This window comes from Natrinema salifodinae, from assembly GCF_900110455.1.
Taxonomy (GTDB): Archaea; Halobacteriota; Halobacteria; order Halobacteriales; family Natrialbaceae; genus Natrinema; species Natrinema salifodinae.
Map to the genome: position 1 here is coordinate 685170 of NZ_FOIS01000002.1, position 18976 is coordinate 704145.

Sequence of the window (18976 nt, forward strand, 5' to 3'; positions counted from 1 at the left end):
TCGATCGGACGAGCGGGTCCGCGGTGACTATTCGTCCAGCGTGACGTTGTTGAACACCTGCTGGTACTCGCCCATCGCACCGAACGGCTCGACGTCGACGTGGTCGTAGTAGAACTGCTCTTTGAGGTCGTGGAACATCGGGATCATGACCGCGTCCTCCCAGATGGCCTCCTCCATCTCGCGGTAGGCCTCGGCGCGAGTGTCCTCCGCCTCCGGATCGGGATTCGCGACGACCGTGTCCCAGGCGCTCTGGGCCTTCTGTGCGGCGTCGGAGTTCACGTCGTCCCAGTCGAGGTAGTAGCCGTTGGTCTCCTCGGGCATCCGTGCGGTGTCCGTATTCGCCGGTTCGAAGCCGAACATCCCGTAGCCGGGGTCCGGCCAGCTCCAGGTCCAGCCCAGCGTGTAGGCTTCGAGGTCGCCGTTCTCGCCGCGCTCCTGTAGCGCCGCGAACGGCGCCGATTCGAGGTCGACCTCGATGCCGGTCCCGGCGAGCTTGTCCCGGATGTTCCGGCCGATCTCCTGGTAGGTGTCACCCTCGTAGGTCGTGATGGTGAGCTCGTAGGGGTTATCCTCGGTGTAGCCGTCGGCCTCGAGCACCTCCCGAGCGGCGTCGCGATCGTTCTCGTTCGCGCTGTAGGGGTAGTCCTCGACGAACGAGTCGTAGTCACCCGGGAAGACGCCTGGCGGAAGGAACGTCCACGCCTCCTGGCCGCGGCCCTTCATGATCGTGTCGACGATTTCCGCGTGGTTGGTCACGTAGGCGACCGCCTGGCGAACGGACTGCGGCGTGTTCGCCGCGTTGAACGCGAGATAGCGGGTGCTGAGTTCGGGGACGCCGACGTAATCGACGGTCTCGCCGTTCTCGTCGAACGGCCCGTAGGTCCCGATCTGCCGGTTGCGGTCGTCGGTCTCGGCGTCGACTTTGTTCGGGTCGTATCGGGACGTCGGCAGCGTGAAGAAGTCGAGGCTCTTCTCCATCGCGGCGGTGACGCGTGCATCGTCGCCTTCGAGGATCTGCCAGTTGACGGCGTCGACGTTCGCCGTGCTCCCGTGGTAGTCGTCGTATTTGGTGACTCGCACGTCGGCGTCGGGGTCCCAGGAGTCGAACTCGAAGGGGCCGGTTCCCACCAGGCCCTCGTTTGCAAACTCGTTGTGATCGAGTTCGCCCTCGTAGCCCTCGATATCGCCGACGATACCCTCGGGGATCACCGAAAGCGCGTCGTACGCGAGGATCTGCAACGCGTCGGGTGCCGGCGTCGCGAGCGTGATCTCCAGCGTGCTGTCGTCGACGGCCTCGACGGCGAGCGAGTCGGGGACGATCCGTCCCTCGTCGTCGAACTCCGCCTCGACGTCGAGGAACGAGGGATCGCCGACGATGAAGTTCGACCGTTCGCTGTTCTCGGACTCGGCGAGCCGTCGGAACGTGTAGACGAAGTCGTCGGCCGTCAGCGAGTCGCCGTTGTGGAATTCGGCGTCTTTCAGGTGGAACGTGTACGTCAGGTTGTCGTCCGAGATCTCCACCTCCTCGGCGAGTTTGTTCTCGACCCTGGTCTCCCCGTTGGGGTAGTGGGTCAACGGCTCGCAGACCTGCTTGATGACTTGTCCCGAGGCGGTGTCCGTCGACTGGATCGGGTCCAGCGACGACATCGTCGCGTTACGGAGGTTCAGTTCGTTGTCGCTGCCTTCGTCGTCCGGCTCTCCGGTGAGACAGCCCGCCACTGTCGCCACCGCGGCACCGGAACCGGTCGCTTTGAGAAACGTTCGTCGAGAGAGACTATTTTCGTTCGACATTCCGGATGGCATGAGAATCTCTACCGGTATAAATTTTTGTTTTGTTGTTCGTTGGGTCGATACCGGCGATTCCGCCCGACAAGAGCTACGGAGACAGTTATTTCCAATATGTGAGTGCGGAATTATGTATCGGTGTTTGGAAGATTTGAGCGAGTTGGGTGAACACCTATAGCTGATACCCAGATATAGACTGCATCTATTTACTTTCTCGGTTTTCGATAGCAAATAAAAATTATATATGGTTGGTTATCCGGACGTGACCACATCCGGTGCGAGCATCGAGTCGCCGGGTCTCCAGTCATGGTCAACGGCAAAGGCTATCAGCAACCGGTCGGAATAACGTAGTATCGTCCCGGACTGACCGCCGCCATCACAGTAACGGCCCAATCCGGGAGACAGTACGAGCGTTGATCGAAGGTTCGATCGAGAGAGCGCCGCTGAGCGCAAGGAATATGTCGCGGGGATATAAACGGCGTACTTATGGCAGGGAATAGCGTCGGGCCGGGAGAAGGCGGGCGTCTGGACCGGCGTTCGCTCCTGCAACGAGCGGGGGCGGCCGTGGTCGCCGGAGCGGCAGGTTGTATCACGCCCAACACCGAAGTCGAAGCCGACGGCCCCGCCGAGGAGTTGCTTCAAAAGGGGTTCGACGCCGCGGGGATCGAACCGCCGTTCGAGACGACGATCGCGATCACCAGCGACGACGAGCGGATGCAGTTCGCCCAACTGTTCGAGACCGCGCTCGAGAACACGGGCTTTTTCGACGTCTCGATCGACCAACGGGAGTTCGGCTCGTATCTGGACCTCCTGACCGCGGCGGCCGACGAGGGCGAAAACGCCATGTTCGTCATGAGCTGGACCGGGGGCTGGGATCCCGACGACTACGTCAACATGCTGTTTCACTCGGACAATCACGCGCCCGACGGATTCAACGTCAACCACTACGCGAACGACACCGTCGACGAGTACATCGATGCGGCCCTCGAGGAGACCTCCCGCGACGAGCGCGTCGGCATCTATCGGGACCTCCAGGAAGAACTGGTTGCCGACGCCCCGGCGGCGTTCGTTCGCTTTCGCGAATCAGCCCACGTCTGGAACGACGACGTCGTCGCCGACTGGCGGACGTACCCGCTCCGGCCGGGATCGTACTACGCGGTGTACGCGCCCTGGGCCGGCGTCTCCACCGATATCGCGGACGGCGACGAATTCGTCGGCGATCTCGACAGCGACGTCACGGCCTACGACCCGGTCCGGATGAACGATACCGCGTCCAGCCAGGCGACGGCCCTCGTCTACGAGCAACTCGTCGGGATCGATTTCGACGGCGAGGTCCGTCCGATGCTCGCCGACGAGTGGGAGCGTCTCGACGCGACGACCTACCGATTCTCCCTTCGCGAGGGCGTCCGGTTTCACAACGGCGAGGAACTCACCGCCGCTCACGTCGAGGGATCACTCGAACGCTACGAGGGAACACCACGAGAGACCGACGTCTACGACTGGTACGAGAGCGCCACGATCGTCGACGACTACACCGTCGATATCGAGTGCTGGCGGGAGTACGGGCCCCTCGAACAGTCGCTGTTCAACGTCCCGATCGTCCCGATGGCGGCGATCGACGGCGACCACGACCTCGAGTCGGCGCCGATCGGAACCGGTCCCTATCGGTTCGTCGAGCATCGAAGCGCCGATCACTGGCGGCTCGAGCGGTTCGACGATCACTGGTTCCAGGGCGACGGATCGGTCCCGGAAACGCCGCCCATCGAGACCGTCACGCTCGAGATCGTTACCGAGCGGGCGTCTCGGCAGGGCGCGCTCGAGGCCGGGAACGTTCACTGTAGTCCCGACGTCCCGGCGGCGAGCCTGGCTAGCTTCGAGCGCGACGACGCGTACGGCGTCGATCGGCGCGTCGGCGGCGGGTTCGACGCGGTGATCTATCCGCTGTACTGCGACCCGTTCACCGAGCGAGCGGTCCGGCGCGGATGTACCATGTTGCTCCCGCGCGAGCAAATCCTCGAAACCGTATACGACGGCATCGGCGAAGTCGCCTATACGCCGATTTCACCGCTACTCGAGGGGTATACTGACGAATCGTTCCGAGAATCGATCGCCGAGACGTACGTTCGGCCGAACTGATACCACGACCACGATGTCGCTCGGACGATACATCTGTAGACGAGTGTTGATCGCGGTCCCGGTCCTGCTCGGGGTCACGGCGCTTTCGTTCTCGTTCGTTCACCTACTCCCCGGCGACGCCGTCGACGCGATCGTCGGGTACCAGGACGTCAGCCCCGCGGTCGAGGCGTCGGTCCGGGCCGACTACCACCTCGACCGGCCGGTCTGGCAGCAGTACCTGCTGTGGCTGCGCGACGCGCTCGCCCTCGAATTCGGTCGCTCGCCGATCACCGGACGCAGCGTCACCGGGACGATCGGGCGACGGCTCCCGGCGACGCTCGCCCTCGGCGGAGCCGCCTGGCTGTGCGCGTTCGCGATCGGGATTCCGGCGGGAGTCGTCGCCGCGGTCAGGCGGGGCGAACCTGCCGACGAACTCAGCCGACTCGCCGCGCTGGCCGGGATCGCGACGCCGAACTTCTGGCTCGGCCTGGTCCTGTTGCTGATCTTCGGCGTCCGGCTGGGCTGGGTCCGGGTCATCCCGCCGGACGCGCCGCTCGCGAGCCTCGCGATGGCGAAGTTCATGCTTCTGCCGACGATCACGCTGGGGACGGCCTCGGCGGCGCTGGTTACCCGGCTGCTCCGGTCGTCGATGCTGCGCGAACTCGAGCGGCCGTACGTCCGGGCCGCCCGCGCGAAGGGGCTGCGCGAGCGGACGGTGATCGCGAAACACGCCCTGCGAAACGCCTTGCTGCCGGTCGTCACCGTTGCCGGCCTCCAGCTGGCGTTCCTGGTCGACGGCGCCGTCGTCGTCGAGCAGGTCTTCTCCTGGCCGGGAATGGGGCGACTGCTGGTCGAATCGATCCTCCGGCGGGACTATCCGATCCTCCAGGCGAGCGTCCTGCTCGTTGCAGTCGGGATCGTCCTCGCGAACCTGCTCGTCGATATCGTCTACGCGGTGTTGGATCCACGAATTCGATACTGACTATGAACGACAGCGATCGAGACGCCGACTGCGAGCCCGCCCCCGACCGCGATCACGACGCCACCGAGCGCACCGCCGATCGCGGCCGAATTCGCATCGTCGGTTTCGAGGAAGCCGTCGCCGAGCGGCGCGACCGCGACGCGCGAGCGCAGTCGGCGGCTCCGGGGTCGGGCCCGGCCGCACCGAGGTCGGCCGACCGACCCGGCGGCCGAGCGAGTCGCCTCGCAGTCGCCTGGCGGCGGTTCCGTCGGAACCGAACGGCGATGGCCGGGCTGGGGATCATCGTCGTCATGGCGGTGCTCGCCGTCTTCGCGCGGCCGATCGAGGTGTCGACGACGGGCTACACGATCACGCTCCAGCCGGTCTCGCTGGCCCCGTACGATCCCGCCGAGCCGTTCGTCGGCTCGCCGAACGCGCCGCCCTCGCAGGCCCACCCCTTCGGCACGGACTGGGCGGGCCGCGATCAGCTCTCCCGGGTGCTCGTCGGCGGGCGCTACACCCTGAGCGTCGGCCTCCTCGCGGTCGTGCTGGCGCTTGGCGTCGGCGTGCCCCTCGGCGCGATCGCGGGCTACTTCGGCGGCTGGGTCGACGAACTCGTCATGCGCGTCGTCGACGTGCTCTACGCCTTCCCGTTTCTGGTGCTGGCGATTGCGGTCGTCGCGATCCTCGGCCAGGGGTTCTGGAAGCTCGTGGCCGCGCTGGTCGTCACCGGCTGGCTCGGCTACGCCAGGCTGTTGCGCGGCGAGGTGCTCTCTGTCCGGGAGCGCGAGTACGTCACGGCCGCGAAAGCGCTGGGCGTCCCCGATCGGACGATCATCCGCAGGCACGTCGTGCCCAACGCCGTCGCGCCCGTGATCGTCCAGGCGACGCTCAACGTCGGAACGGTCGTCCTCACGGCCGCGGCGCTTGGCTTCCTCGGTCTCGGACTCGAACCCGGCAGCGCCGAGTGGGGCGCGATGCTCTCGCGGGGCCGGGAGTCGCTCGTCCAGGGTCACTGGCACGTCACGCTCTTCCCGGGGCTCGCGATCTTCCTGTTCGTGCTGGCGATCAACCTGGTCGGCGACGGCATTAACGGCGCGCTCGATCCCCGTCGGAACGTGAACGACGAACGGAGGCGGCTGCGCTGATGGCGCTGCTCGAAGTCGAGGACCTCGTCGTCCAGTTCTACACCGACGACGGCGTCGTCCGGGCCGTCGACGGGGTCAGCTACGAGATCCGGGCCGGCGAGGCGGTCGGCCTGGTCGGCGAGAGCGGGGCTGGCAAGAGCGTCGCCAGCCTGGCGCTGTTGGACCTGATCGAGCGACCGGGCGAGATCGTCGGCGGCGAAATCCGCTTCCGGGGGCGCGATATCCTCGCGTGCTCGGCCGAGGACCTCCGCGAGCTCCGGGGCGACGAGATCGCGATGGTGTTCCAGGACGCCGCGGCGGCGCTCAACCCAGTCTACACCGTCGGCGAGCAGATCGCCGAAGCGATCCGCGCCCACGAGGTCGTCACCGACGACGAGGCCCGCGAGCGGGCGATCGACCTCATGGCCCGCGTCGACGTGCCGGATCCGGCCGCGCGGTACTCCGACTACCCCCACGAGTTCTCCGGCGGGATGCAACAGCGGGCCGTCATCGCGATGGCCCTGGCCTGCGACCCCGCCCTGCTCGTCTGCGACGAGCCGACAACCGGGCTCGACGTCACCGTCCAGGCCGGGATCCTCGAACTGCTCGACGACCTCGCGCGCGAATCCGACACCGCGATCCAACTGGTCACCCACGACCTCGGCGTCGTCGCGGAGCTGTGCGATCGCGTCCTCGTGCAGTACGCCGGCGAGATCGTCGAGCGCGCGCCGGTCGACGAGCTGTACTACGACCCCAAACACCCCTACACCGTCGGGCTGCTGGCGTCGACTCCCCGACTCGGCGACGACCGCGACCGCCTGGCGACCGTCCCCGGGACGCCGCCTTCGCTCGTCGATCCGCCGACCGGCTGCCGGTTCCACCCGCGGTGTCCGTACGCCGAAGACGTCTGCGCCAGGCGGCACCCGCCGCTGGTCGAGGCAGATGCGGGGGGCGAGCCGGAAGCGGGAGCGGGGACTCCGATTCCGGCCGACGGCGACCCCGAGACCCACGTCGCCGCCTGCCTCGAGTACACCGGCGACCTCAAGGAGGGCCTGGACTACGAGGTGCGGGTACGGGGCGGCCCCGCGACCGATCGGCGGGTCGACGACGACGGGACCGACGCCGACCACGACCAGGCGAGTGATTTCGAATGACGGGGACAGAGACTACGGCCGACGACAACGAGCCGCTGCTCCGAGCCGACGGCCTTGAGAAGCACTACACCACGGCCGACGGCCTCCTCGACCGCCTGCTCGGCCGCGGCGAGACGGTCCGGGCCGTCGACGGCGTCGACCTCGAGCTCCGGCCCGGCGAGACGCTCGGCCTGGTCGGCGAGAGCGGCTGCGGCAAGACCACGCTCGGGCGCGCGCTCGTTCGCCTGGTCGAGCCCACCGGCGGCTCGGTGACCTACCGCGGTACCGAGATCACCGACCGCTCGCGCTCGGAGCTGCGGGCGCTGCGGACCAAGCTGCAGTACGTCTTCCAGAACCCTGACGCCAGCCTGGACCCACAGCTGACGGTCGGCGAAATCGTCGGCGAAGCGCTCGCGGTCCACGACGTCGTTCCGGAAGCCCGTCGCGACGAACGCGTTCGAGAACTGCTGGAGACGGTCGGGCTGCGGGCCGCGCACGCGGACCGCTACCCGCACGCGTTCTCGGGCGGCCAGCGCCAGCGGATCGCCATCGCCCGCGCGCTCGCGGTCGAGCCCGAAGTCGTCGTCTGCGACGAACCCGTCGCCGCGCTCGACGTTTCGGTGCAGGCTCGGATCCTCAACCTCCTGTCGGATCTCCAGGACGAGTTCGACCTCTCCTATCTGTTCATCACTCACGACCTCTCGGTCGTCGAGCACGTCGCTGACCGCGTGGCCGTGATGTACCTCGGCGAACTCGTCGAGACCGGGACCGCCGCTGAGGTCTTCGACGCCCCCTCCCATCCCTACACCGAGGCGCTGCTGTCGGCGATTCCTGAACCCGATCCGCGCTGGGACGGCGACCGAATCGTCCTTGAGGGGACCGTTCCCTCGCCGACCGACCCGCCGTCGGGCTGTCGGTTCCACCCGCGCTGTCCGAAGGTCGTCCCGCCCGCCGACTACGACATCGAGACCGACGCCTTCCGCGGCGTGCTAGCGCTGCGGACCCGCCTGGCCGAAGCGGTTGCCGCCGGCGACGACGGACTCGAGGCGCTGCTGGCGCGGTCCGACGATCGCGAGACCGCGGCCGTCCCGACGGCGCTTCGGGAGACCTACGACATTCCCGACCGACTCGGCGATCCGGACGCCGACGCCGTCCTCGGGGACGCGCTCGACGCGATCGCATCTGGCGACGGAGACGGCGCGCGGCAGCGCCTGGCCGCGGAATTCGAGACTCCTTGCGAGACGATCGACCCGGAGCTGGCACCGGGAACGGCCGCCCATCCGATCGCTTGCCATCGGTTCGACGAGCGATTCGCGGGCGACGAATCGAGTGACGGACCGGATCACGGTGACGGCGACGGACGCAGTCTGCACTATCGGGAACGCCACCGATGAAACGAATTTACGACTCCGGTGCGGTCGAGCGGTCGGACGACGATCCGTTTGCACCCGGGACGCGCACGCGCGGGAACGATGTTGGTGATGGCGGCAGCGACGGCCGCGACCGGCGTGCGATCGACTGGGCGGCGTTCAGCCACGCGTTCACGCCGACGGCGCTGCGCTACCGGGCGATCGACGTCAGCGTCTCGACCGATAAGTCCCGGTACGAGCCCGGCGAACCGGTCGCGATCACCGTCGAGTTCCGTAACCGACTCCCGTTTCCGATTCGCATCCGCACCGACTCGCCGAACCGCTGGACCTGGGCCGTCGACGGCCTCCGCCAGGCGTCGCGGGTCCCGAAAGCGGTTCCGGAGCGGCCCGCCGCGTTCGACTTCGGTCGGAGCGAGCGCAAGCGCTTCCGTCGGCGGTGGCCCCAGCGGATCCGCGTCACCGACGACGAATGGGTGCCCGTCGATCCCGGCCGCTATACGATCGAGGTCGGACTCGCTCGCGACGACGCGAGCGACCGGGGGCTCGTCGACAGTACCGAGATCGAGATCATCGACTGACTACCTCCAGACTTTCGTTTATCCGTTCGAATTTTCTCTCTCCTTCCCTTTATCGCGGTGTAGCGCTTCCCGCAGCAACAATAGATTTCGATGCGACTGATAGCGAGAAACAGAGTGCCGAATTCCGCGCCCGTCGACTGATAGAGGAAGATTCGAACTACGGTCGCGCCACGCTACTCTCGGTCAGCTTTGTTCACCGTATCCTCGAAGATTCAACACACATACAGGACAACAAGCGCCGTCTGATGTTGAATTCGTGAAAAGTAGCGGGAGGTAGATTTGAACTACCGATCTGCGGGTTATGAGCCCGCCGGAATCTCCTGGCTATCCCATCCCGCTACTACCACGTAATCGAGTGCACTAGTTAAGGATTGTGATTCGGATGCCGTATGCGGATTTCTACCGCTACTCCTGATGGACCTGCCACGTGTAGAGACTCTCACAAGTGTAGTTGACGAAGAAGCCGACGGCGATTCCGACGATGTTCGCCAGGACGTAGTGGATGGCGAACTGTCGGACCAGCGCGGCCAGTACCGCAAGCGTAACGAGAAAGCCGGCGAACCGAACGACGTTCGACCGCAGGAAGCGCCGTCCCAGGGCTCGTGAGCCGACCTCACCGTACTCCGCGAACGTCCACCGTTCGTTGATCGCGAAGATGACGGCGATCCCCAGTTCCCAGGAGAGAACTTTCGCGACGACCGGCCCGAGAACCGTCGCTTCGACCAGCACCACGAGAACGGCGTTGTCGACGCTCGCGCCGACGGCCCCGACCCCGACGAACTGGCCGAACCTGGCGGTCGAGAGGAGCGCGCGAACTCGCGTCCGGACGGCATCTCCGAGGGAATCACTCATCGTCGTGGATCACTCATCTTAACTGCAAGTCTGTCCACCACTGTCGACGCCGGTAATTTCCGTCTTGCGATTATCCACAGCAGTGGCGATGAACGCGAGCAAATAGATACCGGACGTCCGTTCGAGGTCGACGACGCCCATAATGGTCGACGACGCCCATAATGTCCGTTTCCGTGGTCGAGCGCACGAGCGCACGGGCGCGGGTCGGCGGCTCGCCGTCACGGGCCGGTACGTGCCACGTCGGTTCCGTCCGAATTACGCGACGGCCAGGCGCGCCTAGAGCGCGAGATCGCTCTTCGGTCGCACGACTTCGACGTCCTCGGCGTCGACGCGGTCGACGTCCAGGAAGTGCGGCGTGAAGTTGCGCTTCTCGTAGTCCTCGTACTCGTCCTCGGAGCCGACGGTACACCAGAGTTGGACGCGGTCGGGTCCGTGGTACTCGCCGTTGCGGTTGATCCCGAAACAGACCACCTCCTCCCCCTCGTAGCGGATGATGGCCCCGTTTCGAACGCCGGGATCGCCGTGGATGATGAGCTGCTTCATGCCCGAGTCTTCAGAGGAAAGACGATTAAACGCTTCGGAGCGGTCGCCGGCGACCCCGGCCGCAGTCGGCGGCTGGCGGTGAGGAAGACACGGACACGGAGCGACCCATGTGGGAAGCAAGCAATCGACAGCCGGTCACGGCCGCCGGCGAACCAAACGGGTTTTAAACAGCGCTGCCGTAGCCCACGGCAAGTGAGATAACCATGCAGATGCCACGCCGATTCAATACGTACTGTCCGCACTGCAACGAACACCACGAACACGAAGTCGAGAAGTCCCGAACGGGCCGTTCCAGCGGGATGAAGTGGGACGCTCGCCGCACCCGACGGAACACCGCGAGCATCGGTAACTCCGGTCGCTTCTCGAAGGTTCCCGGTGGCGAAAAGCCCACCAAGAAGACCGACCTCAAGTACCGCTGCAGCGAGTGCGGCAAGGCCCACCTCCGCGAGGGATGGCGCGCCGGCCGACTCGAGTTCCAGGAGTGATTACTATGGCAGGAAACTTCTACACCGTTCGATGCAGTGACTGCGAGAACGAACAGCCCGTCTTCGGCAAGGCCGCCACGGAAGTCGCCTGTGCCGTCTGCGGCACGACGCTCGCGCACCCGACCGGCGGCAAAGCCGAGATCGAACACGAGATCGTCGAGACCGTCGAGTCACGATGAAGTACAGCGGCTGGCCCGACCCCGGCGAACTCGTCGTCGGGAAGATCGACGAGATCGAGGACTTCGGTGTCTTCGTCGATCTCGAGGAGTACGAGGACAAGCGCGGACTGATCCACATCTCGGAAGTCGCGAGCGGGTGGATCAAGAACGTCCGCGACCACGTCCGCGAGGGCCAGATCGTCGTCTGTAAGGTCCTAGACGTCGACGAGGAGTCCCAGCAGATCGACCTCTCGCTGAAAGACGTCAACGACCACCAGCGCTCGGAGAAGATCCAGCAGTGGAAAAACGAGCAGAAGGCCGACAACTGGATGGGCCTGGCCTTCGAGGAGATCGACGACGAGGCCTACACCGCGATCGCCAACGAACTGATCGGAGCCCACGGCAGCCTCTACGACGGCTTCAAGCAGGCCGCGATCCACGGCGAGGAGTCCCTCGAAGACACCGACCTCGACGACGGCGAAATCGACGCGCTCGTCGAAACCGCTCGCGAGAATGTCTCGGTACCGTACGTCAACGTCACCGGCTACGTCGACCTCGAGAACCCCTCGCCGAGCGGCGTCGACGGGATCCGCGAGGCACTCGAAGCGGCCGAGGGCAACGGCGAAGTACCCGAAGAAGTCGACCTCGAGGTCAGCTACGTCGGCGCTCCCGAGTACCGCATCGAGGTCCAGGCGCCCAACTACAAGACCGCGGAGGCCGAACTCGAGGAGAGCGCCCAGCGAGCGATCGCCGCCATCGAGGGACACGACGGCTCCGGTGAGTACCACCGCGACCGCCGCACCGACGACGAGTAACGGACGCCGACGATGACACGATGAAGTCGGATATTCGAGTCTGTTCGGCGTGGCGCGAGGTCCACGACCGTCCGGTGTATTCCCTTACTGAGACCTGCCCCGAGTGCGGCGCCGACGCGGAAAACAGCGCGCCCGCACCGTTCGATCCGGCGGATCCTCACGGGGAGTACCGACGCGCTCTTAAACGTCGCCGCCGCTGATACGGTATGGACGAACTCGAGATCGACGCAGTCGCCGAGGTCGAACTGGACGACCCCGTCCTCGTCGAGGGGTTGCCAGGAGTTGGACACGTCGGCAACCTCGCCGTCGAGCACCTGCTCGAGGAACTCGAGGGCGAAAGTACGCTCGTGCGCCGGATTTACTCCCGGGAGTTCCCGCCGCAGGTCAGCGTCGAGGACGGCGTCTCGGAACTGACCTGCGCCGAGATTCACGCCGTCGACACGGCCGAGGGTCGCGACCTCCTCTTACTGACCGGCGACCACCAGGCCCAGAGCAACGCCGGTCACTACGTGCTGACCGATGCCTTCCTCGACATCGCCGAGGAATTCGGCGCGAGCGAGGTGTACGCGCTCGGCGGCGTTCCGACGGGCGAACTCATCGAGGAGTACGCCGTCGTCGGCGCCGTCAACGACGACTCCCTGCTCGACGAACTCGAGGATGCGGGCGTCGAGTTCCGTGAGGACGAACCCGCCGGCGGCATCGTTGGCGTCTCCGGGCTCCTGCTGGGCCTCGGCGAACGGCGGGGCATCGAGGCCTCGTGTCTAATGGGCGAGACCAGCGGCTACCTCGTCGACCCGAAGAGCGCCCGCGCGGTGCTCGAGGTCCTCGAAGAGGTGCTCGAGTTCGAACTCGACTACGAATCCTTAGACGAGCGGGCCGACGAGATGGAAGAAGTCATCGGGAAGATCCAGGAGATGGAACAGCAACAGCAGATGGACGTTCCGACCGACGACGACCTGCGCTATATCGGCTGATCGAGCCGTTCTCGTTCTCGCCCGCGTTCTCGTTTCGGCCCGATATCCAATATCGGTCGCTTCCCCGATTCACCACGAGTGTCGCAGCTTCGACTCGGGTTCCGGTGGCCACTCGTCTAACTCTTCGGCCGCCTCGAAGAGCACGTCGACGTCGTCGCTCTCGGCCAGCGTGACTTCGTTGTCGGCCCAGTCGACTTCGATGACGTCCTGCTGGAGTAACTGCGGAAAGTGAATATGGACCAGGCGGACTCGGGCGCGTTCGACCTCCGCGGCGGTGACGGTGTCGGAGCTCGCGGCGGTCCGGTGGCGCCGGAGAGCAACCCTGCGCGAGAGCTCACCGACCGTGCTCTCGCCGTCTCGCTCGAGGAGCTCGTGGAGTACGTACTGTCGGTCGGCGCTGGCGAGTACCCTGAACGCATCGGTCGATTTCAGCGTCACACTACCCTCTAGTTTAGGAGAGACGCGTCACCGGGAAAGGACCACCGCCTAAAATCGTTGGAATCGTTGGAACAGAGGTTCGGTACCGTTTCCGGTTCGGCTCCGCCTCAGCCCTCAAGCACTTCGTAGGAGACGTCGCCGTCCCGAAGCGCGTCGGTGACGCGACCGACGCCGTCGGTCGTCGCGACGACGGTCACGTCGAGTCCATGATTCGCGGCGTCGGCCGCGACGTCGCCGACGGCGAACGTGACCGACGGCTCGGTGCCCGCCCCCCGGCAGGCGACGACGGCCTCCACGCCGGTGGCGACGACCAGATCGGCGTCGGCGCAGGCGTCGGTGACGGTCTCGTCGTCGATTGTCCGGCTGCCGCCGGTTCGGATCGACGGGACCTGCAGGACGGTGACGGTGCCGGGATCGAGGTCCATGACGCCCTCGAAGCTGGTGACGCCGACGTCGGTGCCGGCGTCGGCGTCGCTCGTCGCGATGCCGGTCGCGGGGCCCTCGCTGCCTGGCGTCGCGTGGAGCAGGCCGTCCTCGACCGATAGGGAGACGGTCTCGCCCTCCTCGATGTCTTCAGTGGCGATGTAGGCGTCCTCGCTCATCGCGCCTAAGATGTCTCCGGTGACGTGGTCGGCGAACCGCCGGACGTCGTCGGCCGCCCGGAAAAGCCAGTCGACGCCCTCGCGGGTGACGCGGTACCGCGACCGCCCCTCCTTCTCGACGAGGCCTTCGTCGACGAGCTCGCGGATGTACTCGCTGACGGCCTGGCTCGTCACGCCGACTTCCTCGGCGATCTCACCCTGACTGACCGCGGGCTGGCGCTCGGCGATCTGGACGAGGATCCGAAACCGCGTCGCGGCCCGCTTGTTGTCGAGGACGTCGACCATACAGCTAGCCTTTTCGTGAGGGGTGCAAAAAGGTACGCGGTCGCGCGGTCCGCGAGCGACGCTGACGGCGGTCGGCCGGATCGGGCGCTCGACGTGGGTCGCCGCGTCGGTTCCAGTCCCCGATCGCCGCAGCGACCGAGGCGTCAAGTTGATAGCCAGAGAGTCCTTCGGGTTAGCCTGAGTATGCCGGCCCTACCAGCGACGACCGCCTCGGAAACGAGTACGGCGGTCGTCGACCTCGTGTCGACGGGAGCCGCGTCCGCGTCCGTGTCTCCGTCCGCGGGTCTCCTCTCGATGAGTATCGGTTCGATCCCGCTCTCGGATTCGCTCGCCTGGATCGCGATCGGCGCGTTCGTCGTCGCGATCGTTCTCCAGTGGCGCGACGCCGCTACCCCGGCACGCTATCTCGCCGCAGGAGCCTGGGTCGTCTTCGGGGGCTTCTGGCTCACGATGTTCCCCCACTACTATTTCGAGGTCAAGAGCCCCCTCCAATCGCTGCTGACGCTAGCGGCGCTTCCGCTGTGTGCGTACACCGGCTACCTGCTCGCCAGGGGCCGCGAGTCGCTGCTCCTGCTCACGAAGGCCGTCGCGTGCATGGGCCTGATCTACCTGCCGGTCGAGACGATTCCGGTCGTCCGCACCTGGCTGATCGAGACGACCGCCGCCCAGACGCACTTCGGGATGGAGCTGCTGGGCCACAGCCCCGGTCTCACGGAGGGAGCGAACGGCTACGTGAGCAAGTTCGACTTCGATCCGAACGAGACGGTCACCGGCCGGACGACCTACATCATCACGGCCTGTACCGGCATCGGCAGCATGGCCATCTTCGGCGGGCTCATCGCCGCGGTCAAGGCCCCGCTGAAGCGGAAGGCCACCGCCTTCGCCATCGCCATCGGAGTCATCTGGTTTCTCAACCTCGTCCGGAACGTCTTCATCGGCCTGGCCTCGCCGTGGGGCTGGTTCCAGCAGGACGTCTTCGTCTACGTCGCCACGGAGTTCATGGGTGCGCCCGCCGACCGGACCTCCTACATCGTCGCCCACAACTTCATCGCGCAGTCGCTGTCGATCGTCGCCCTGCTGGGCATCACCTACCTCGTGGTCCGCATCCTCCCCGAAGTATTCGATCCCTTAGAGGAGGTCCTGTTCATCCTGACGGGGACGGAGTACGACCTGGCGGACGCGTTCGGCGCGGACGCGGCGGTCCGGCCCGACGGCGGCTCCGAGTCCGGATCCGCCCCCGATCCGGAACCGAACGATGACTGAAACCGATACCGACGTCGACGTCCCGTTCACCGTTCTCGACCGCGCCGTCTCCTTCCCCGCATCCGAGACGCTTGTCCTCGCCGACGTCCACCTCGGCAAGGCCGCCGCCTCGAACGTGGATGCCCCGATCGACGACGGGGCCAACGTCCGCGAGCGCCTGGCGACCCTCCTCGAGGCGACCGATCCGGAGACGGTCGTCGTCGCGGGGGACCTGCTACACTCGTTCTCGGATGTCCCCCGCGGCGCCGAACAGGACCTCGATCGACTCGTCGGGACCGTCGACGGGGCCGGCGCCGACCTGATCGTCACGCCCGGCAACCACGACGCGATGCTCGACGGCGTGTTTGCGGGCGAGACGTCGTCGGAGTACCGCCTGGCCGACGGCGAGACGGTGGTCTGTCACGGCCACGAACGGCCGTCGGCGACGGCCGAGCGGTACGTCGTCGGTCACGACCACCCGGCGCTGTCGATCGAGGGCCGCAAGCGCCCGTGCGTTCTCTACGGCCCCGACGTCTACGAGGGCGCGGCCGTGCTCGTGCTGCCAGCGTTCACTCGCCTGGCGGCGGGCGCGACGGTCAACGGGATGCGCGGCCGGGACTTCCAGTCGCCGCTGGTCCGGAGCGCCGACTCGTTCTATCCCGCCGTCAGGGACGCTGACCGCGGCGAGACGTTGTGGTTCCCGCCGTTAGGGGAGTGTCGGCGGTTGCTGTAGCGGCCGCTGGCGGTAAAGCGCGGGAGACGGAGAAGACGACCGCGATCAGAACGGCAGCGTCGCCACGGCGGCGAGCGCGACCGACTGGATCGGGATGTCCGGCCCGAACGACGTTCCGGTTCCCGTCCAGGCGAAGAGATTTCGGAAGAAGTCGCTGAAGATCACAAGCAACAGCGCGGCGAGGATAATCAGCGAGAGGAAGGCGAAGAAGATGATCGCTGCCTGTCGTCCGGTAAGCGAGTGGCCTTCGAGGAGCTCGTTCAGTTCCATGAGCGTCTAGTGAACATATCAGCGTGCACCGTTAGTATTTGTTCCGCTTGATCGGGCCGGAACGCTGCGTCGATCACTGCGAACGACCGTCGATCACCGCCTTCGCCGCCCGCCGACCGCTCTCCATCGCCCCCTGAATGGACGACCACCGCGTGTAGTCGCCCGCCAGGTAGATCGGCCCGTCCGGATCGCGAGCGTTGGGGAGCCGGTCGTGGACGCCAGGCGGTTGCTCGAACTGGGCGACCGGGCGAGCGCCCGTGAGTCCCGTCTTCGAGGGACAGATTCGATCGCGACTTACGCCGAGTAGTGCGGATCTCCGTGCCGGAGCATATCGAGCATCAGTCGCTCGAACCGCTCCTCGTCGACCGATTCGACGACCCGCGTCCGCGGCTCGCCGTCGGTAACGCCGAGTTCGTCGACCAGGCTGTAGCCGCGGGTCGGCCCCTCGCGGTCGTCGACCTCGACGTAGTAGGTGCCCGACTCCTCGATCAGGTCGGGTTCGAGCAGCGTCGCGACCGTCAGCGAGTCCGGCTGGGTCGTGACGTCCGCCCCGAGGGCGTCGTGCTCGGATTGGGCGTTGAACTCCCGGACGGCGTCCGTGACCGTCAGGAAGAAGTCCGCGAGCGGGGTGTCCATCGCCTCGACTTCCTCGAAGACGTCGGGTCCGAACAGCGAATCGCGGACCGTCACACCCCAGTCGACCAGCGTCGCCTCGAGCTCGCTCATCACCAGGCGAGCCGCGTCGGGGTCGACCCAGAAGTTGTACTCCGCTGCGGGCGTGACGTTGCCGAGCGTGTTGACCGCGCCGCCCATGATCCAGACGTCGTCGAGCAACTCGGGGAGGTCGGGCTCGCGCTGGAGCGCCAGCGCGACGTTGGTCAGGGGCGCGATGCAGACGAGGGTGATCTCGCCGGGGTTCTCGCGAGCAGTACGGACGATGTAGTCGACCGCGTGCTCGTCGGCCGAGGGAATCCCCGTGTCGGGGAAGAGGTCCCCGCCGAGACCACCTTCGCCGTGGATATACTCCGCGAACTCGTGGTCCGTGAGCAGCGGGGACCGCGCCCCCTCGTAGACCGGTACCTCGTCGGCGACGCCCGCCAGGTCGAGCGTGTACTTGGCGTTCTCGACCTGGTACTCGAAGGGGACGTTCCCGGCACAGATCGTCACGCCCTCGAGCGAGACGCGATCGGAGAGCGCCGCTAACAGGAGTCCCTGAGTGTCGTCGCCAGCGGTGTCGGTATCGACGATCACGCGTCGGGTGTCCGAATCTGTCATGTGGTGTTCGTTGAGAGGTGTGGCTCAAATAGCTGTGGTCGATGCCTCGGCCCCGATGAGTTCGCGGAGCCGTCGGTTCTTCGCCCGCGGCCGATCACTTGCCCGCCACCAGGCGCAACGCGATGCCGACGAGGATGACGACCAGACCGCCGAGCGCGCTCGCGACCGGCGGGATCGGGAAGACCAGCATCACGACACCAGCGAGGATCACGAGCGTCGAGAACTTGACCATACGGACGGAACGGCGGCCCGACGGATAGGATCACGGCCCGCATTCACAGCAGGAGGGCGGGTCGGTCCTGTCGGGGTCGATCCGATAGTCGCCTGGCGGAACCTAGTAGGCGCGTTACCGTTTGCCGTGGCCGGTACGACTTTGCCGGTTCCGGTGGCGGTGTCGGTATGGGAGAGCGACCCGAGAGCGCCGCGGCGGACGCCGACGGCCCCGCCTTTCGAACCGTCTTCGAGAACCGCGTTCGGTTCGCCGAGACCGACCAGCAGGGCGTCGTCTTCTACGGCGAGTACTTCACCTTTCAGGACGAGGCCGTCTCCGCGTTCCTGCGGGCGATCGACTACGACTACGACCGCATGGTCGAAAACGGCTGGCAGATCCACGTCGTCAACAGCGAACTGAACTACCGTGCCGGGGCCGAGTTCGGCGACGTCATCGACAACGAACTGCGCGTCGCCGAGATCGGCACGTCGAGTCTCGCGTTCGAGTACCGCGCCAGGCGCCGGGCCGACGACGCGGTGTTGGCCGACGGAACGGTAACTCACGTCGCGGTCGACCGCGAGACCGAGGCGCCGACTCGTATTCCCGACGCGTTTCGCCAGGCCGTCGCGGCGTTCCAAGGTAGCCTCGAGTCGAGCGAATAAGACGAGAGCACAGGCGCTCACGTTGAAAGATCCGGTTTAGTGAGTGCACGTACAAACTGAATGCCGAAACATCTGTTAGTATAAAATGATGTCCGTCAAGCCATGCTGAATACAAGGTGCGAATGCAACACGAGAATCCGACCGATCTGCGAAAGTAATGATCGCTCAATACAGGGCAAGTAGTCATCAAACAAGTATATGAGGAGTGAGTTGGAAATCCAATATAATGGACGAGAAACCGGTTATCCTACGCCTCAATCTGATTATCGCACTGCTATTTAGCAACCTTGTACTGCTGCTTATCTTTATGCTCCCTCTGGAATTGTTATCCGTCGGGGGAATTTTGGCTTTCTTCCTAATTC

22 protein-coding genes, 1 tRNA gene and 1 pseudogene are annotated in these 18976 nt (G+C 65.9%); 14 read left to right on the forward strand and 10 right to left on the reverse strand.

The window, feature by feature from the left end:
* Positions 1 to 27: 27 nt before the first annotated feature.
* Positions 28 to 1791, reverse strand: coding sequence for an ABC transporter substrate-binding protein (locus tag BMY29_RS08760; protein ID WP_049989021.1), 1764 nt, complete (start codon positions 1789 to 1791; stop codon positions 28 to 30).
* Between the two features lie 480 nt (positions 1792 to 2271).
* Between BMY29_RS08760 and BMY29_RS08765 the strand changes: the two genes are divergently transcribed.
* Genes BMY29_RS08765 through BMY29_RS08790 form a run of 6 tightly spaced genes read left to right on the forward strand, consistent with a single transcriptional unit; the run spans position 2272 to position 9069 of the window.
* Positions 2272 to 3921 carry an ABC transporter substrate-binding protein gene (locus BMY29_RS08765; protein ID WP_081985415.1) on the forward strand — a complete coding sequence of 550 codons (1650 nt, stop codon included), beginning with the start codon at positions 2272 to 2274 and terminating at the stop codon, positions 3919 to 3921.
* A gap of 13 nt (positions 3922 to 3934) precedes the next feature.
* Positions 3935 to 4882, forward strand: a complete 948-nt coding sequence (locus BMY29_RS08770) for an ABC transporter permease (RefSeq protein WP_049989019.1) — start codon at positions 3935 to 3937, stop codon at positions 4880 to 4882.
* 2 nt (positions 4883 to 4884) lie between these two features.
* Complete coding sequence (locus BMY29_RS08775) at positions 4885 to 6009, forward strand: ABC transporter permease (RefSeq protein ID WP_081985414.1); 1125 nt, start codon at positions 4885 to 4887, stop codon at positions 6007 to 6009.
* Positions 6009 to 7142: an ABC transporter ATP-binding protein gene (locus tag BMY29_RS08780; protein WP_049989018.1), complete on the forward strand. Its 1134-nt coding sequence runs from the start codon at positions 6009 to 6011 to the stop codon at positions 7140 to 7142. Before BMY29_RS08775 ends, BMY29_RS08780 begins: the two co-directional genes overlap by 1 nt.
* A complete protein-coding gene (locus BMY29_RS08785; protein ID WP_049989017.1) occupies positions 7139 to 8515 on the forward strand; it encodes an ABC transporter ATP-binding protein in 1377 nt (458 codons plus the stop codon). The genes BMY29_RS08780 and BMY29_RS08785 overlap by 4 nt, the downstream gene beginning before the upstream one ends.
* Entirely contained in the window at positions 8512 to 9069 is a 558-nt protein-coding gene (locus BMY29_RS08790) for a DUF7974 family protein (RefSeq protein ID WP_049989016.1), read from the forward strand. The genes BMY29_RS08785 and BMY29_RS08790 overlap by 4 nt, the downstream gene beginning before the upstream one ends.
* A 264-nt stretch (positions 9070 to 9333) precedes the next feature.
* Here the strand turns inward: BMY29_RS08790 and BMY29_RS08795 are convergent.
* From BMY29_RS08795 to BMY29_RS08805, 3 genes are all read right to left on the reverse strand, one after another.
* Positions 9334 to 9408: transfer RNA gene (locus tag BMY29_RS08795), tRNA-Met, on the reverse strand.
* Positions 9409 to 9474: 66 nt separating this feature from the next.
* A complete protein-coding gene (locus tag BMY29_RS08800; RefSeq protein ID WP_049989015.1) occupies positions 9475 to 9921 on the reverse strand; it encodes a GtrA family protein in 447 nt (148 codons plus the stop codon).
* A gap of 276 nt (positions 9922 to 10197) precedes the next feature.
* The gene (locus tag BMY29_RS08805; RefSeq protein ID WP_049989014.1) at positions 10198 to 10464 is read right to left on the reverse strand and encodes an HAH_0734 family protein; all 267 of its coding nucleotides are present in this window, start codon (positions 10462 to 10464) and stop codon (positions 10198 to 10200) included.
* A gap of 203 nt (positions 10465 to 10667) precedes the next feature.
* Here BMY29_RS08805 and BMY29_RS08810 point away from each other — a divergent pair, with 203 nt between their 5' ends.
* From BMY29_RS08810 to BMY29_RS08830, 5 genes are read left to right on the forward strand one after another with little or no spacing between them, the layout of a single operon-like run.
* Positions 10668 to 10949: a 50S ribosomal protein L44e gene (locus tag BMY29_RS08810; RefSeq protein WP_049922962.1), complete on the forward strand. Its 282-nt coding sequence runs from the start codon at positions 10668 to 10670 to the stop codon at positions 10947 to 10949.
* Between the two features lie 5 nt (positions 10950 to 10954).
* Positions 10955 to 11128, forward strand: coding sequence for a 30S ribosomal protein S27e (locus tag BMY29_RS08815; RefSeq protein ID WP_049989013.1), 174 nt, complete (start codon positions 10955 to 10957; stop codon positions 11126 to 11128).
* Positions 11125 to 11922 (forward strand): translation initiation factor IF-2 subunit alpha, encoded by a 798-nt coding sequence (locus tag BMY29_RS08820; RefSeq protein ID WP_049989012.1) that lies wholly within the window; start codon positions 11125 to 11127, stop codon positions 11920 to 11922. The genes BMY29_RS08815 and BMY29_RS08820 overlap by 4 nt, the downstream gene beginning before the upstream one ends.
* 20 nt (positions 11923 to 11942) lie before the next feature.
* Complete coding sequence (locus tag BMY29_RS08825; RefSeq protein WP_074854678.1) at positions 11943 to 12122, forward strand: RNA-protein complex protein Nop10; 180 nt, start codon at positions 11943 to 11945, stop codon at positions 12120 to 12122.
* Positions 12123 to 12128: 6 nt separating this feature from the next.
* The gene (locus tag BMY29_RS08830) at positions 12129 to 12896 is read left to right on the forward strand and encodes a proteasome assembly chaperone family protein (protein ID WP_049989011.1); all 768 of its coding nucleotides are present in this window, start codon (positions 12129 to 12131) and stop codon (positions 12894 to 12896) included.
* Between the two features lie 69 nt (positions 12897 to 12965).
* Here BMY29_RS08830 and BMY29_RS08835 read toward each other — a convergent pair whose 3' ends face one another.
* Together BMY29_RS08835 and BMY29_RS08840 are read right to left on the reverse strand one after the other, a co-directional pair.
* Positions 12966 to 13334: a DUF7344 domain-containing protein gene (locus BMY29_RS08835; protein ID WP_338141406.1), complete on the reverse strand. Its 369-nt coding sequence runs from the start codon at positions 13332 to 13334 to the stop codon at positions 12966 to 12968.
* A gap of 107 nt (positions 13335 to 13441) precedes the next feature.
* The gene (locus tag BMY29_RS08840) at positions 13442 to 14221 is read right to left on the reverse strand and encodes a DUF7839 domain-containing protein (RefSeq protein WP_049989010.1); all 780 of its coding nucleotides are present in this window, start codon (positions 14219 to 14221) and stop codon (positions 13442 to 13444) included.
* 183 nt (positions 14222 to 14404) lie between these two features.
* On the opposite strand from BMY29_RS08840, the gene artA reads away from it, so the two are divergent.
* On the forward strand, positions 14405 to 15484 hold the full coding sequence (gene artA / locus BMY29_RS08845; RefSeq protein WP_049989009.1) for an archaeosortase A: 1080 nt from the start codon (positions 14405 to 14407) through the stop codon (positions 15482 to 15484).
* Complete coding sequence (locus BMY29_RS08850) at positions 15477 to 16196, forward strand: metallophosphoesterase (protein ID WP_049989008.1); 720 nt, start codon at positions 15477 to 15479, stop codon at positions 16194 to 16196. Before artA ends, BMY29_RS08850 begins: the two co-directional genes overlap by 8 nt.
* Positions 16197 to 16241: 45 nt before the next feature.
* Here BMY29_RS08850 and BMY29_RS08855 read toward each other — a convergent pair whose 3' ends face one another.
* The 4 genes and pseudogenes from BMY29_RS08855 to BMY29_RS08870 all read right to left on the reverse strand — a co-directional run bounded on the left by BMY29_RS08855 (position 16242) and on the right by BMY29_RS08870 (position 17973).
* Positions 16242 to 16466 carry a hypothetical protein gene (locus BMY29_RS08855; RefSeq protein WP_049989007.1) on the reverse strand — a complete coding sequence of 75 codons (225 nt, stop codon included), beginning with the start codon at positions 16464 to 16466 and terminating at the stop codon, positions 16242 to 16244.
* A gap of 73 nt (positions 16467 to 16539) precedes the next feature.
* A pseudogene (locus BMY29_RS20590) lies at positions 16540 to 16713 on the reverse strand (FAD-dependent oxidoreductase); the annotation flags it as partial.
* A gap of 47 nt (positions 16714 to 16760) precedes the next feature.
* Positions 16761 to 17741 carry a nucleoside hydrolase gene (locus BMY29_RS08865; protein WP_049989006.1) on the reverse strand — a complete coding sequence of 327 codons (981 nt, stop codon included), beginning with the start codon at positions 17739 to 17741 and terminating at the stop codon, positions 16761 to 16763.
* Positions 17742 to 17835: 94 nt separating this feature from the next.
* Positions 17836 to 17973, reverse strand: coding sequence for a hypothetical protein (locus tag BMY29_RS08870; protein ID WP_049989005.1), 138 nt, complete (start codon positions 17971 to 17973; stop codon positions 17836 to 17838).
* A gap of 167 nt (positions 17974 to 18140) precedes the next feature.
* Here BMY29_RS08870 and BMY29_RS08875 point away from each other — a divergent pair, with 167 nt between their 5' ends.
* Positions 18141 to 18614, forward strand: coding sequence for an acyl-CoA thioesterase (locus BMY29_RS08875; protein WP_049989004.1), 474 nt, complete (start codon positions 18141 to 18143; stop codon positions 18612 to 18614).
* The last annotated feature ends 362 nt before the right edge of the window (positions 18615 to 18976 follow it).